Source organism: Halorubrum sp. DM2, from assembly GCF_901686465.1.
Classification (GTDB): Archaea; Halobacteriota; Halobacteria; order Halobacteriales; family Haloferacaceae; genus Halorubrum.
The window spans coordinates 3,352,679-3,367,516 of the sequence record NZ_LR594487.1 but is presented as its reverse complement, the minus strand read 5'-3'; the positions used below and the strand labels follow the sequence as shown (position 1 = coordinate 3,367,516).

The 14,838-nt window shown below is 69.3% G+C and carries 13 protein-coding genes; 9 read left to right on the top strand and 4 right to left on the bottom strand.

What is annotated here, in order from left to right:
• Window positions 1–27: 27 nt before the first annotated feature.
• The 3 genes from QOL69_RS16830 to QOL69_RS16820 all read right to left on the bottom strand — a co-directional run bounded on the left by QOL69_RS16830 (window position 28) and on the right by QOL69_RS16820 (window position 2,948).
• On the bottom strand, window positions 28–1,008 hold the full coding sequence (locus QOL69_RS16830) for a DUF7260 family protein (protein ID WP_283404117.1): 981 nt from the start codon (window positions 1,006–1,008) through the stop codon (window positions 28–30).
• A gap of 268 nt (window positions 1,009–1,276) precedes the next feature.
• The gene (locus QOL69_RS16825) at window positions 1,277–2,119 is read right to left on the bottom strand and encodes an eIF2B alpha/beta/delta subunit family protein (RefSeq protein ID WP_283404116.1); all 843 of its coding nucleotides are present in this window, start codon (window positions 2,117–2,119) and stop codon (window positions 1,277–1,279) included.
• Window positions 2,120–2,237: 118 nt separating this feature from the next.
• A complete protein-coding gene (locus tag QOL69_RS16820; protein ID WP_283404261.1) occupies window positions 2,238–2,948 on the bottom strand; it encodes a DUF726 domain-containing protein in 711 nt (236 codons plus the stop codon).
• A 333-nt stretch (window positions 2,949–3,281) separates the two neighbouring features.
• Between QOL69_RS16820 and QOL69_RS16815 the strand changes: the two genes are divergently transcribed.
• From QOL69_RS16815 to QOL69_RS16790, 6 genes are all read left to right on the top strand, one after another.
• Window positions 3,282–3,755, top strand: a complete 474-nt coding sequence (locus tag QOL69_RS16815; protein WP_283404115.1) for a DUF7969 family protein — start codon at window positions 3,282–3,284, stop codon at window positions 3,753–3,755.
• Between the two features lie 375 nt (window positions 3,756–4,130).
• A complete protein-coding gene (gene mch, locus QOL69_RS16810) occupies window positions 4,131–5,069 on the top strand; it encodes a methenyltetrahydromethanopterin cyclohydrolase (protein WP_283404114.1) in 939 nt (312 codons plus the stop codon).
• Window positions 5,070–5,113: 44 nt separating this feature from the next.
• Entirely contained in the window at window positions 5,114–5,629 is a 516-nt protein-coding gene (locus tag QOL69_RS16805) for a double winged helix-containing putative transcriptional regulator (protein ID WP_283404113.1), read from the top strand.
• 95 nt (window positions 5,630–5,724) lie between these two features.
• Window positions 5,725–6,360: an IS6 family transposase gene (locus QOL69_RS16800; RefSeq protein ID WP_283402789.1), complete on the top strand. Its 636-nt coding sequence runs from the start codon at window positions 5,725–5,727 to the stop codon at window positions 6,358–6,360.
• Window positions 6,361–6,415: 55 nt separating this feature from the next.
• Window positions 6,416–7,609, top strand: a complete 1,194-nt coding sequence (locus tag QOL69_RS16795) for a potassium channel family protein (RefSeq protein WP_283404112.1) — start codon at window positions 6,416–6,418, stop codon at window positions 7,607–7,609.
• Window positions 7,593–7,970 (top strand): nuclear transport factor 2 family protein, encoded by a 378-nt coding sequence (locus QOL69_RS16790; RefSeq protein ID WP_283404111.1) that lies wholly within the window; start codon window positions 7,593–7,595, stop codon window positions 7,968–7,970. Before QOL69_RS16795 ends, QOL69_RS16790 begins: the two co-directional genes overlap by 17 nt.
• A gap of 45 nt (window positions 7,971–8,015) precedes the next feature.
• Here the strand turns inward: QOL69_RS16790 and QOL69_RS16785 are convergent, their stop codons facing one another.
• Window positions 8,016–9,227 carry an iron-containing alcohol dehydrogenase family protein gene (locus QOL69_RS16785; RefSeq protein WP_283404110.1) on the bottom strand — a complete coding sequence of 404 codons (1,212 nt, stop codon included), beginning with the start codon at window positions 9,225–9,227 and terminating at the stop codon, window positions 8,016–8,018.
• Between the two features lie 144 nt (window positions 9,228–9,371).
• Here QOL69_RS16785 and QOL69_RS16780 point away from each other — a divergent pair, with 144 nt between their 5' ends.
• From QOL69_RS16780 to gyrA, 3 genes are all read left to right on the top strand, one after another.
• Window positions 9,372–10,292 carry a hypothetical protein gene (locus QOL69_RS16780; RefSeq protein WP_283404109.1) on the top strand — a complete coding sequence of 307 codons (921 nt, stop codon included), beginning with the start codon at window positions 9,372–9,374 and terminating at the stop codon, window positions 10,290–10,292.
• Window positions 10,293–10,421: 129 nt separating this feature from the next.
• Window positions 10,422–12,338, top strand: a complete 1,917-nt coding sequence (gene gyrB / locus QOL69_RS16775) for a DNA topoisomerase (ATP-hydrolyzing) subunit B (RefSeq protein WP_048076598.1) — start codon at window positions 10,422–10,424, stop codon at window positions 12,336–12,338.
• On the top strand, window positions 12,335–14,830 hold the full coding sequence (gyrA, locus tag QOL69_RS16770) for a DNA gyrase subunit A (RefSeq protein WP_283404108.1): 2,496 nt from the start codon (window positions 12,335–12,337) through the stop codon (window positions 14,828–14,830). The genes gyrB and gyrA overlap by 4 nt, the downstream gene beginning before the upstream one ends.
• Window positions 14,831–14,838: the final 8 nt, after the last annotated feature.

Genomic DNA, 14,838 nt, shown 5'->3' with positions numbered 1-14,838 from the left:
CGACGCTCGACGGTCCCCTTTTCGAGGTCAGCCGTCGACGGCGATTCGCTTCCCGACGCCGTCCCTGTCCGCGCGGATCCGGTCCGCCAGCTCCGCCACCTGCGCCAACACCGGATAGCGCGGCCCGTCGGTGGGTCCGTAGAGGTAGCCGTAGAACGTCCGCTCGGGGTCGTCGTCGAGACCGGGAGTCAGCGGCGGGTCGTCGAGCGAGCGCTGTCGCTCGGCGGCGAGTTCGTCGCACTCGCGCTCCAACTCCGCCAGCCGGTTCCAGACGTCGATCGCCGCGTCGGTCTCGCGGTCGGCGCGGACGCCCTCCATGTGGGCGAGCAGCCGCTGGCGACGACGGTCGATCCCGGACAGCGTCGTCTCCCGGTCCGACAGTTCCGCTATCTCCTCGTCTATCGCGCCCGCCAGCCTGTCGCGCGCGTCCGCTGCGCGGCGGCTCCGGTCGACGAGCGCCGACTTGGCCCCGCTCGATAACCCCCCGTCGGTCGCGAGCGCGGTCGCCGCGTCGGGACCGAGCTCGGCGGCCAGGCTCTCCGTCGCCGTCTCGTCGTACTCGTCTCGGTAGTGCGACAGCGACAGTACGGTGTCGTCGTACGCGGCCAGCACCCGACGGAGCGTCACGTCGCTGCCCGTCGGTCCGCCGCCCGGCGTGACCCCGTTCCCGCCCGAGCCGACACCGCCGAGCGCGCCGGCGGGGACGCCGGAGGGGGTCGAGTCGGTCGGGACCGTCACGGTGTCCATCTCGGCCACCCGATCGGCGAACGCCTCGAACGCGTCCCGCTCGTCGAGGACGCGCCGTCGCTCTCCTCGGCAGGCGGCCTCGGCGTCGCGGACGTACGCGAACGCGAGCAGCGCGATCACCCCGCCGAACGCCACCGCCGCGACGACCTCCGGTTCGGTTACGACCGCGCTCAGTTCACACCAGGCGTTCGAACACCCAGCCGCCGTCACCTCCTGATCGGGTATCTGAAAGACCGCCGTCGAGCCCGTATGTACACTCATCGCGTTTGTTAACACGTTACACGCACAAATCTCTTTGGTCCGCCGCTTGGCGTCCGGCGCGAGATCGGCTTCCGTCGGGTTCGGACGGAAGTTAGGAAAAGGATCCGGCTTGGGGCTCGGTTCGGTTCGAGTCTCGGTTCGGTTCGAGTCTCGGTTCGGTTCGAGTCTCGGTTCGGTTCGAGTCTCGGTTCGGTTCGAGTCTCGGTTCGGTTCGAGTCTCGGTTCGGTCGGGGCCTCGGTTCGGTCGGGGCCTCGGTTCGGCCCGGAGTCAGTTTCGGACGCCGTCGTCGGTGATCACGGTGTCAATCATGCCGATCGGGGTGGCGTCGTAGCTGGGGTTCTCGATTTCCACGTCCTCGACCGGCTCGCGCATCACCTCGACGGCGTCGCGGAACTCGTTTTCGAACCGGAACTCCTCGATTGTCTTCGCGCCCGAGCCGACCGCGGTGACGGGGACGCCGAGTTCGCGGGCGGTGACGACGAGCGGGAACGTCCCGATCCGGTTGTAGTAGGTCCCGCCGGTGATACAGGTGATCCCGAGGAGGACGCGGTCGCAGTCGCGGAGGGCGTACCCCATCGCGCTGTCGACGACCATCCGCGTCTCGACGCGGGACATCCCGGCGAGGACGCGCGCGGTCTTGCGGCCGAGGGTCCGCGGGCGCGCCTCGGTGACGTAGACGGTCAGGTGCGCGCCGTCGCGCGCGGCGTTCTCGATGGCCTCCAGCACGGTCGTCGAGTAGTCGTGGACTAAGAGCGTGTCACCGTCCTCGATGTGTTCGGCCGCGTTGGCGGCCGCCTCGCCCTTCGCGGTCTCGATGTCGTCGACGACGCGGGCGATCACGTCCTCCAAGAGCTGTTTCGCGCCTTCGACGCTCGTCGCCTCGCCGACGATGGAACGCTCGACGTCGCGCATCGCGTTGTGGAGCGCGGCGTGGGAGGGGTTCGACCGGCGCAACACGCCCGCGTTGTGTTCGAGATCGCGCTCGAACTCGTCGACGGCCACGTACTCGCGGTCGAGCAGGTCCGCGAGCGACCGCGTCGCCTTCACGGCCACCGCCGACGTGCTGTGGGTCCGCATCGCCCGGATCTCGGCGACGGTCTCGTCGATCATGCCCGAACGGTCGACCGCGCCGGTAAAAGGGGTTCCGGGGACGGACGCGTTCTCGGTCGAGGCTCGCCCGACGGTCGAGACCGCTCTCAGTCGGATCTGATCTCAGTCAAGTCCGATCTCAGTCAAGTCCGATCCGGTCGACCGCACGCGGGAGACACCCCTCTCCCGGCTCCAGATACGAGTAGTGGTCCCCGACTAGGTCCGTGACCTCGGCGTTCGCGTAGCCGTCCGGCGCGGTCGCGGCGTCCGGAAGCCCTCCGTGACCGACCGCGCGGGTCCGGTCGGAGGCGCGGTACACCCAGCCGAGGACGCGGTCGTTCCGGCTGTGGAAGTTGTAGAGGGGCGCGTCGAGTGCGCCGATCGCGGGCCCGTATCGCCCGTCGCTCCCGACGCTCTCGTCCGGGATCGCCCCGCCGAACAGCGACGCCGAGGCGAGGACGTCCGTGCGCCCGCGGTCGGCGAGTTCGCGGAGCGTCTCGCCCGTCACGCGAGCGCCGAGCGAGTGGGCGAACAGGTGGACCGGCCGCCCGTCCTCGTCCGCCCACGCCGTCAGCCAGTCGGCCAGCGGGGCGGCGTTGTCCGCCGCGGCGCGCTTCGCCGGTTCCCAGTCGACGTTCGACGCCCACGAGTAGCCGATCACGGGCGGGGCGTCGGCGGCCCCGAGGACCTCGTCGAGACCGAGTTTTGCGGTGTGCGCCTGATCGCGTGCCGACACCGCGTCCGCCCCGAGCCCGTGGACGTACAGGACCACCCGGTCGGCCCCGTCGAACGCCCACGACCCCGACCGCTCCGTCGGCTCCGGCTCGTCGAGACGGCCGCGGGTGGACACCGTCGGCTGCGTCTCCGGCGCGTCGTACCCGCCGAAGTCGCCGTCGAGTTCGTTCGCGGCGTAGAGGCCGCCGCCGCCGAGGAGACCGACGCCGCCCGCGACGCCCGCGAGGAGTCGGCGGCGAGTGACGAGGCCGCCGGAGTCGTCGGCCGCGGGGTCCGTTTCGGAGGGGTCGCCGTCACTGAGGTCCGTTCCGCCTGCGTCGTCTGCGCGGTCCCCGTCGTCGGGACCGCCCGAAGAGGGATCGGATGAGATGTCGGATCGTCGCTCCGGACGATCAAGTATCTGACGCGACGGCGACGGCTGTATATAAATCCGTGCCGTAGGTCGGACATGAGCTATCCGGTCACGTACTACTGCCCCCACTGCGGGACGCTCGTCGCGCTCGAACGCGAGGGATACCTCGCGGACAAGTCGGTGACGCCGTACCCGCTGGAGGGCTGGACGTACGTCGCGCCGACCGAGCCGTTCGACGCGGAGGAAGGTGATGAGGGAGATGCGGACGCGATCGACGCCGACGGCGTCCGGTTCGTCTGCGGCGAGAGCGACGGCGTCGAGTGGGACCCCCATGACGGCGTGCGCGGCGACGACGTGGGCGGCGACGAGCCGTACCGCGAGCCGGACGCCGAGGGCGTCGGCTGCGGCGAGCCCTTTTACCTCTCGTTCGTCCGCTTCGACGAGGGTCGCGAGATCGATCCCGAGGCCGAGACCGAACTCGTCGAGATCGATCCCGATCCGCGCCCGAGCGGTCCCCGGGGCCCGGGCGGACCGAGCGGCGTCGGCGACTCCGACGGCGGCTTCTGGTGACTATGATGGTGAGCGTAGCGGTAGCGACTAGACGCTGATCGACACGGACACTCCTAAAGTCGCAGTCGCTCAGCGGTGCGTGAGTGCTTTCGCCGCGAACGACACCGCGACCGGGACCGCCTCGCGGCTGCCCCTTCGAGTCCCGCCTCGCAACCGCACCTCACGCCTCCCCAGCCTCGCCGCTCGCTCGGGGCTCCCTTCGGTCGCCCGCATCGCTCACGGCGTCCCTCGCGCGTGCTGGCTCGCGGCCGCTTTCGGCGGCACGCTCGCAGGCGCGCGCCACCACCGAGGTTCGTCAAATCGGTGTCTCGAAGGGACCCAATTGGTCGCGCCCAACAGCCAAACCCCTTAAACGGTGAGCGAGTAGGCGTCGACATGGAGAGCATCAACCGGACCGCGATCGAGCTGGTCGACGAGGCGCTCGATTTCGCCGGCGAGCTGGACGTCGTCGGATACGAGCTGGACAACGGTGCGACCGTCGTCGACTTCGGTGTCGATGCGGCCGGCGGGGTCGAAGCGGGGCTGCTGCTCGCGGAGATACAGACCGCCGGGCTGGCGAACCTACAGACCCGAATGGGGAGACTCGCGGGCGCGCCCCGCCAGTACGTCGAGCTGTCGACGGACCACCCCGCGGTCGCGCTGCTCTGCTCGCAGAAGGCCGGCTGGGAGATCACGACCGAGGGCGGCTTCGAGGGGCTCGGCTCCGGGCCGGCCCGCGCGCTGGTCGGCGGCGAGACCGAGTTCGAGCGCGTCGGCTACTACGACTCCTCGGAGTTCGCCACGCTGACGATCGAGTCGACGGCGCTGCCCGACGAGGAGGTCGCGGAGCAGGTCGCGGAGATGGCCGAGGTCGAGACCGACGGGGTGTTCCTCCCGACGTTCGCGACCGGCTCGACCGCCGGCTCCGTCACCACCGCGGCCCGCGCCGCCGAACTCGCCGTCTTCCGACTGCTGGAGGTCGGCTACGAGCCGACGGACGTGCTCCACGCCTCCGGCTCGGCACCGCTCGCGCCCCCGACCCGCGACGAGGCCGAGGCGATGGGGCGGACGAACGACGCCCTGGCGTACGGCGGCGAGGTCCACCTCCAAGTCGCACGCGACGACGACCGCTTCGGGGAAATCGTCTCCACCGCGAGCGAGGAGTACGGCACGCCCTTCGTCGAAGTGTTCGAGGACGCCGACTGGGACTTCTATGACGTCCCCGAGAGCGTGTTCGCCCCCGCGCAGGTCACCGTCGACGTGGTCGACGGGCCCGTCTACACGGTGGGCGAGACCGACGAGGAACTGCTCGCGGAGTCGTTCGGCTACCGCTGACTCCCCGGAGCGTCACCGACTGAATCCCCGCCTTGTCCACTCCCGTGCGACTCAAACCCGTCCCCGAACCCCCGACCGCCCTCGACGACCTTCGCGACCTCCAGCGCGCGGTCCCGCTCGTCCCCGGCGACACCGACGACTGCTGCGCCCGGCTCCGGCGGCGCTGTGACCTCCCCGACCGCCAGACCGCCAACGACTGGCTCGCCTTTCTCCGGACGCTCGGACTCGTCGAGGAGACATCGCGCGGGTTCGTCCGCGCCGACGCGGAGCCGGCCCCGGAGCGCGTCCGCGAGAGGCTCCGAGACGGGGTCCTGTTCGCCCCCGAGGCGCTCGCGGCGCTCGCCGACGCCTCGCGCGAGGACCCCGTGACACCCGACGACCTCTTCGCGGCCACCCGCGACCGTGTCCCGCGACACGACCGCGCCCGCGACCCCGACTGGGAGGCGACGTGGCGCGACCGCGCGGCCCGGCTGCTGGCGTGGCTCGCCCTCGTCGACCTCGCGGTCCCGGTCGAGAGCGCGGGCGAAACCGCGGGGTACGTCGCCGGAGACGCCGCCTGATCCGGTCCCGTGCGCCGTTCGGATCGCCGGCGGTGTGCGCCCGCGGTGTTCAGATAAGGATTGAAAGGTGAGGCGGTGCGTTTTCAAAGTGACTTATGCCCGAAAACGACCGCCTCAGCGGCTGTTTAGACGAGATCAACTTAGAGTTTGTGGAGCGAGAAGCAACACCGCAGCTGTTGATGAAGCTCAGTATTCAGCTTCACTTGGCTGGATTATCGCTTTCGAATACTGTTTCTTTTCTTGAGGTATTCGGTGTTGATCGAGTTCGATCGACCGTTCATAACTGGGTTCACAAAGCCGATCTACAGCCAGAAACTGGTCGGAGGCCGAATCACGTCGCGGTTGATGAGACTGTGATTCAGCTTGACGATGAACAATATTGGCTGTACGCTGCTGTCGATCCCGAATCAAACGATCTGTTACATACAAAGGTTGAATCGACGAGAAACAATGCTCTCGCAGATCGGTTTTTCGCGGAACTCCGCAAAAAACACGATGTAGATGACGCGATCTTTCTCGTTGATGGCGCGGCTCCACTTCAGCGAGCCTGTCGCAAACACGACCTCGATTTTAGATACGAACGACACGGAAAGCGGAACAGTGTCGAACGTGTCTTTCGTGAGGTAAAACGCAGAACTACTAGTTTCTCAAACTGTTTTAGCAACGCCGAAGCAGAAACAGCAAACGAGTGGATCAGATCGTTCGCTTTCGCATGGAATCAGCTTATCTGAACACTACCTGTGCGCCCGCAACAAGCCTTTTACTCGCAGCCGGAGAGGGAGGCACATGAGACGCGCCGACGAGCGCACGGTCCGCTACGAGCCGACGAGCGTCAAGGACCTGCTCGTCGAGATGAAAGACACCGCGGAGCTACTGATCGACCTCTCGTACTCGGCGGTGCTCCACAACAGCCCGACGGTCGCCCACGAGGTCGTCGAACTCGAACACCGGATGGACGTGCTCCAGATGCGCGCCCGGATGAGCCTGATGCTCGCGGCGCGGAACCCGAGCGAGGCCGAGACGCTCGCGCCCGTCCTCGGCGTCATCGCCGCCGCCGACAAGGTCGCGGACGCCGCGGGCGACATCGCCAAGATCGTCACCGAGGAGATCGGGCTGCCCGACGCGATGCGGGGCGCGCTTTCGGCCGGCGTCGAGACGCTCGTCCGGGGAACCGTCGTCGCCGACTCCGCGTACGCCGGTCGGAGCCTCGCTGATATCGACCTCGAATCGGAGACGGGCGTCCGCGTCATCGCGGTCCGGCGCGACGAGGACTGGATCCTCAACCCCGGACCGACCACGCGCCTGAAGGCGAGCGACGTGACGCTGCTGCGCGGTCCCGAGGCCGGCGTCGCAGACGTCTACCCCGAGCTGAGCGGCGAGCCGTTCGAGCCGGAGCCGCCGTCCGAACCCGCGATAGACGACTTGGAGCGCGCGGTCGACTCGATCGTCTTGATGAAGAACCTCTCGGAGCTCGCGGTCGATCTGGCGTACGGCTCCGTCCTCTTCGACAACGAGGAGCTGGCGGAGGAGGTGAACAACTTAGAGATCGAGGTGGACGCGCTCCAGTCGCGGTTCGAGGCGTGGACGCTCCGGGCGGCCGCCGAGGCCGACGACCCGGTGTCGCTCCGCGGGCTCATCCACCTCGGCGTCGCGACCGAGGAGATATCCGACGCCGCGCTGGCGATCACCGAGGGGGTCCGCCGCGACCTCGACGTCCACCCGGTCGTGGAGATGGCGGTCCAGGAGTCGGACGAGATAATCACCCGCACCATCGTCGGCGAAGGGAGCGACCTCGACGGGACCGCGGTCGCCGACGGCGTGCCCGCGACCGACATCTCGACGAGCGTCCTCGCGATCCGCCGCCCGGAGGAGGGGTGGCTGGTCGGCCCCGACATCGACACCACGCTGCGGGGCGGCGACGTGATCATCGCGAAGGGCACCCGGACCTCCGCGGAGGAGTTCGATGCCCTCGCGGCGTGAGGCGGACGGGGAGGCCCCGCCGGACGAACGGAGTCCCGCCGCCCTCGCTCGGGCGTACTACGACGCGCTCGACGCCGGCGACTACGACCGGCTGCGGTCGCTGCTCGACCCCGCGTTCGTCCAGCGACGCCCCGACCGGACCTTCGAGGGCCGCGACCGCTTCGTCGCGTTCATGCGCGACGAGCGGCCGGACACGGACACGACCCACGTCGTCGAGCGCGTCTACCCGACCGGTCCCGGCGTCGCGGTCCGAGGGAGACTGCTCGACGCCGACGGCGAGGAGCTGTTCGCGTTCGTCGACGCCTTCGACGTCGACGAGGGACGGCTGACCGCCTTGGAGACGTACGCGGCCGACTCGTAGGCGACCGCGAGGGGCCGACGACGACGGTCGCCGCGGCCACCTCGTCTACCAGGCCGCGCGCAACACGCCGAGTATCTCCTCGGCGGTCGCGTCGAGGCCGGCCGGCGCGCGTGCCATCGGCGGGTCCTCGGCGACGAACTCCGCGATCGCCGGGAGGTCGCTTTCGTCGGTCGCGGGCAGGTCCCGGAGCCGGCTCGGGACGTCGAGCGCGTCGCGGACCGCGGCGACCGCCTCGACGACGTCCTCGGCGACCGCGTCGTCGTCGCGGCCGTCGGTCGGGACACCCAGTCCGGCCGCGAGCGCCCGGCGGCTCGCGTCCACCTCGTCGAAGAGGTACGCCAGCGCGTGTGGCGCGACGACAGCGTGGACCGCGCCCTGTTGGACGTCGTACCGGCGGGCGAACCCGTGCCCGAACGCGTGGATGACGGATATCTTCCGGTCGAGCTGGACGAGCAGCGCTCCCACCACCGCTCGGTCCGTCGCCGCCTCGCTGTCCGGTCGGTCGCCCGCGACGTGCGGGAGCGCGTCCGAGAGGAGCCGGAGTCCGTGGACTGCGGCCGCGTCGCTCACCGGCGACGCGTCGCGGGCGTACGGCGTCTCGACGCCCTTGTTGAAGCCGTTCATCGCCGACCCGGCGAGCACCGACCCCGGCGTCGTCTCGAACAGCGCCGGGTCGGCGATATCTGCGATCGGCCACGCGCCGCTCCCGCTGACGGTTATCGGCTGCTCGGTCGGCGACTCGGCGGCGGCGAACACCTCCAGCGACCCGCCGGCCGAGAGGTCCGCGCCCGCGAACGTCGTCGGGACGACGACGACCGGGAGGGCCGGCTCCGATCCGGGTGCCAGCTCGCCGAGCGCATCCGCCCCCGACTCCGCGTCGGCGCGGAGGTCGCCGAGGTCCCGCCCGTCCGCCGCGAGCAGCGTCGCCTGCCTCGCGACGTCGAGGCTCGCACCGCCGCCGACCGCGACAAGGACGTCCGCTCCCGCCTCCGCCCGCGCGTCGAGGAGGTCGGAGGCGGTCTCGACCCGCTTGTCCGGGGTGGTCTCGTCGAAGACGCCGGCGAACCGGTCGCCGAGTCCCGCCCGAATCGGGTCCATCAGGGCGTCGTTCGCGCCCGTGTTCGAACCGCAGACGACTAGGGCGTCGTCGAGGTCGCGGTCGCCGAGCCAGCCGCCGAGGTCTGTGATCCGACCTCGCCCGTACAGGATCTCGCAGCCGCGATGCGCGTGTTCGAAGGAGTCCGCGATCGGTAGCATCGGAAGGCGGTACGGCCGGCACCCGCTTGTAACCGGGGGTTCACCCGCCCGCGTCGACCGGTTCGCGGCTATCGGCCTCGTCCGGTGCGAGACCCATCACTCGACGGCGCAAGACCCAACACCCGACGGCGCGCACCGACCGGCATGGCTCCGTCACGCGACCCGGTCGCCCCGTCGTTCCCGCCGCTCCCGCCCCTCAACTCGGCCGCCGCGGACGACGTCCTCGACGGCCACCTGTGGCTGATCGAGCTGATCGACGGCACCGGGATCCGGTTCCGGATGGACGAGTCGGGGCTGCTCCGCTTCGCCGGCCCGGACGGCGCGTTCGCGGACGACGACGCCGTCCCTCCCCGCCTCCGCCCCGCGGTCAGGCACGTCCGGTCGCGGTTCGACCGGGAGGCGCTCCGCGACGCGGTCGACGACCCGACCGACGTCGCGTTCTTCGGCGTCGCGACCCACTGCCGCCGGATCGACTACGACTGGGACCGGATCCCCCCGTTCCTCGGGACCGACGTGTGGGCCGGGACCGGCGACCGGTTCCGCCCGCCCGACGCCGCGGCGGCGATCTTCGAGGGGACGGGACTCGACGCGGTCGACGCGGTCGACCGCGAGATACCCGCTCGCGACTTCGACCCGGACGCGTACGAGGTTCCGGAGTCCGCTTGGTACGACGGGCCGGCGGCCGGGGCCGTCGTCCGGAACAAGCGCGGCGACCGCGGGCGGCTGGTCCGGGAGGACTTCGACGACGGGAGCGCCGGCTCGGGCGGCGACGAAGCGCCTGCCGTCGAGACGCTCGCGGCGGAGTACGCCGCGGACGAGCGCCTCGAACGGTACCGGAAGACGGTTGAGCGGTGCGGCTCGCCGGCGACCGTCGACGCGCTCGCGGACCGGGTCGTCGAGGCCGCGGCCCGCGAGGCCCCGGTCCGAATTCGGGCCGAGACCGGTCGTTCGCGCGCCGACGGCACCGGGGGCGGTTCGCATCCGATCGTCGACGCGGGTCGCCTCCGGACGGCGGCCGTCGAGCGCGTCCGGGCCTTCCTCGACGAGGGACCGGAATCGCGCTGAGGTGCGGTCGCTCGCGGCGTACTCGGCCGCGAGCGGTGTTCGACAACCGCGACGCGTCGGCCGCTCACACACGCCCGCGCGCGTGCGCCGCCTTTATAAGTCGACGGCGATTAGCTGGAGTAAGTTCCTATGTCAGAGCAGAGCGAATACGGAGCCGGCCAAATTCAGGTCCTCGAAGGCCTGCAGGCCGTCCGTAAGCGACCGGCGATGTACATCGGGTCCACGGACGGTCGGGGGCTCCACCATCTCGTCTACGAGGTCGTCGACAACTCCATCGACGAGGCGCTCGCGGGGTACTGCGAGGAGATCGAGGTCCGCATCCACGACGACGGCTCCGTCTCCGTCCGCGACGACGGACGCGGGATCCCCGTCGACACCCACGAAGAGTACGACCGGCCGGCGCTGGAGGTTATCCTGACGGTCCTCCACGCCGGCGGAAAGTTCGACTCCAAGTCGTATCAGGTGTCCGGCGGGCTGCACGGCGTCGGCGTCAGCGTCGTCAACGCCCTCTCCGAGCGGCTGGAGGTCGAGGTAAAACGCGACGGCGGCGTCTACCGCCACGAGTTCGAGCGCGGAGAACCCGTCGAGGACGCCTTCGAGCGCGTCCGCGACACCGACGCCGACGAGTCGACCGGGACCCAGATCCGCTTCTGGCCCGACGACGAGATATTCGAGACGACCGACTTCCAGACCTCGACGCTCGCGAACCGGCTCCGCGAGCTGGCGTTCCTCAACTCGGGCGTCGAGATCCGCCTCGTCGACGACCGCGACGACACCGCGGAGACGTTCAAGTACGACGGCGGCATCCGCGAGTTCGTCGCGTACCTCAACGAGACGCGCTCGCCGATCCACGAGGAGGTCATCTACTTCGAGGACGAGACCGACGGCGTCCACGTCGAGGTCGCGATGCAGGCGACAGAGGAGCTTCAGGGCTCCGTCCACGCGTTCGCGAACAACATCAACACCCGCGAGGGCGGGACCCACCTCACCGGGTTCAAGACCGCGCTGACGCGGACGGTGAACGACTACGCGAACGAACACGGGTTAGTCGACGACCTCGACGCCAACCTCAAAGGGGAGGACGTCCGCGAGGGGCTCACGGCCGTCGTCTCGGTGAAACACCCGGACCCGCAGTTCGAGGGGCAGACGAAGACGAAGCTCGGCAACAGCGAGGTCCGCGGCGTCGTCGAGTCCGCGACCCACGAGAAGCTCGGGACGTTCTTCGAAGAGAACCCCGACACCGCAGAGAAGGTCGTCCACAAGGCCGCCGAGGCCGCCCGCGCCCGGAAGGCGGCGAAGAAGGCCGAGGAGCTGACGCGACGGAAGTCCGCGCTGGAGTCGACCGCGCTGCCCGGCAAGCTGGCCGACTGTCAGACCCGCGACCCGACCGAGGCGGAGCTGTTCGTGGTCGAGGGCGACTCCGCGGGCGGCTCGGCCAAGCAGGGCCGGAACCGCGAGAATCAGGCAATTTTACCCCTCAAGGGGAAGATCCTCAACGTCGAGAAACACCGCCTCGACCGCATCCTCGAAAACGACGAGATCCGCGCGCTGATCACCGCGATCGGCGCGGGGATCGGCGAGGAGTTCGACATCGACGACGTCCGGTACAACAAGATCATCCTCATGACCGACGCCGACGTCGACGGCGCGCACATCAGAACCCTCCTCCTCACGCTCCTCTACCGGCACATGAAGCCCCTGTTGGAGGCCGGCTACGTGTACGCGGCCCAGCCGCCGCTGTACCGCGTCCGCTACCGCGGGGAGACGTACGACGCGATGACCGAGGAGGAGCGCGACCGCATCGTCGAGGAGGAGTGCGACGGCAACCCGACGCAGGTCCAGCGGTTCAAGGGGCTCGGCGAGATGAACCCCGACCAGCTGTGGGACACCACGATGGACCCGGAGAACCGCCGGCTCAAGCGGATCAACGTCGACGACGCGGCTGCCGCCGACCGCATGTTCAACGTGCTGATGGGTGACGCCGTCGAGCCGCGCAAGCAGTTCATCAAGGAACACGCGACCGAAGCGGAGTGGGTGGACATATGAGCTCAGAGACTTCAGACGCCGAACCCGGTGACGTACGAGCCGCACAGGTGACGAACGCCCGCATCGAAGACGAGATGGAGCAGTCGTACATCGACTACGCGATGTCCGTCATCGCGGGCCGCGCGCTCCCCGACGTGCGCGACGGGCTCAAGCCCGTCCACCGCCGCATCCTCTTCGCGATGAACGAGGCGGGCGTGACGAGCAACTCCGCGCACCGCAAGTCCTCCTCCGTCGTCGGCGAGACGATGGGCGACTACCACCCGCACGGCGACAGCGCCATCTACGACACGCTCGCGCGGATGGCGCAGGACTTCTCGATGCGGTACCCCCTCGTCGACGGGCAGGGGAACTTCGGCTCCGTCGACGGCGACCCGCCGGCCGCGATGCGGTACACGGAGGCGCGGATGGCCCCCATCGCCGAGGAGCTGATGGCGGACATCGAGCGCGACACCGTCGACTTCCAGGCGAACTACGACGACCGCCTCGAAGAGCCGGCGGTGCTGCCCGCGGCATTCCCAAACCTCCTCGTCAACGGCTCCTCGGGCATCGCGGTCGGGATGTCGACGAACATCCCGCCGCACAACCTCGGCGAGGTGATCGACGCGACCGTCGAGCTAATCCAGACCCCCGACGCGACGGTCGAGGACCTGATGGAACACGTCAAGGGGCCGGACTTCCCGACCGGCGCGAACATCGTCGGCCGGAACGCGGTCCACAAGGCGTACAAGACGGGTCGCGGTCGGATCCGCGTCCGCGCCGAGTTCGAGGTCGACGAGGAGGAGGGTCGGATCGTCATCTCGGAGCTCCCCTTCCAGCAGAACAAGTCGCGGCTCGTCGAGCGGGTCGCCGAGGACGTCAACGAGGGAGCGATCGAGGGGATCCGCGACCTCCGCGACGAGTCCGACCGCGACGGGATCCGGATCGTCGTCGAGCTCAAGCGGGACGCGATGGCGGACGTGGTGAAAAACCAGCTGTTGGAGAGCCACCTCGAACGCACCTTCGGCGTCATCAACCTCGCCCTGGTCGACGGTTCTCCGCAGGTGTTGGACCTCAAGGAGACGCTCGAACACTACGTCGAACACCGGCGCGAGGTCGTTCGGCGGCGCTCCGAACACGAGCTCGCAGAGCGCGAGGACCGCGCGCACATCCTCGAAGGCCGGCTGAAGGCGCTCGACAACGTCGACAGCGTCGTCGAGACGATCCAAGACTCCGACGACCGCGACGCCGCGAAGGCGGCGCTGGAGTCCGCGTTCGACTTCACCGAGGCGCAGGCGGCCCACATCGTTCGGATGCAGCTCGGCTCGCTCACCTCGATGGAGACGGCCGAGATCGAGTCGGAGTACGAGGAGGTGAACGCCCGGATCGAGCGGCTGGAGACGATCCTTGCCGACCCCGGCGAGCTCGACCAGGTGATCGTCGACGAGCTTCAGGAGATCAAAGCCGAGTACGACGACGAGCGCCGCACGAGCTTCATCGAGGACGTGGGCGACGTGACCCACGAGGACCTCATCCCCGAGGAGGAGTGCGTCGTCGTGATGAGCGAGGACGACTACATCAAGCGGATGCCGCTCGACGAGTTCCGCGCGCAGAACCGCGGCGGCAAGGGGATCATCGGCACGGGGCTGAAGGAGGGCGACCGCGTCTCCTCCGTGTTCGCGGCCAACTCCCACGACTACCTCCTCGTGTTCACGAACCGCGGGCAGATCTACGAGCTGAAGACCTACGAGATCCCGGAGATGTCCCGCACGGCGCGCGGGAAGTCCGCGGTCAACCTCCTCGATCTGGACGACGGCGAGGAGATCGAGTCGGTCGTCAACACCGAGGACTTGGACGACGACGAGTTCCTCACGATGGTCACCCGCGACGGGTACATCAAGCGGACCGCCGTCGACGAGTTCGGTAACATCCGCTCGACCGGCATCCGCGCCATCCGGCTGGAGGACGGCGACGAACTGGTCGACGTCGAGGTGACCGACGGCGACCGCGACATCGTCATCGGAAGCAAACACGGGATGGCGATCCGGTTCGACGAGTCCGACGCCCGCGCGATGGGTCGCACGGCCCGCGGCGTGATCGGCATCGACCTCCGCGAGGGCGACGCCGTCGCCGGCGTCGCCGCCATCGACCAGGACTACCACAACTGGGTGCTCACCGTGACCGAGAACGGCTACGGGAAGCGCTCCGACCTCGACGAGTACCGCCCGCAGTCGCGGAACGGCAAAGGGCTCGTCGATATCAAGACCGGCGACCGCAACGGCGAGGTCGTCGCCATCGAGGCGGTCACCCACGGCGACCACCTCGTCGCGATGAGCGCGGCGGGACAGATCATGCGGACCCGCGTCGAGGAGATCTCGACCGTGAGCCGGAACACGAAGGGTGTCATCGTGATGAACCTCGACCCCGACGACGAGGTCGCGTCCGTCGATATCGTCCCCGAGTCGGTTCACGCCGCCGAGAGCGAGGCGGACGACGCCGAGGTCGACGACGAGTAACCCTCCCG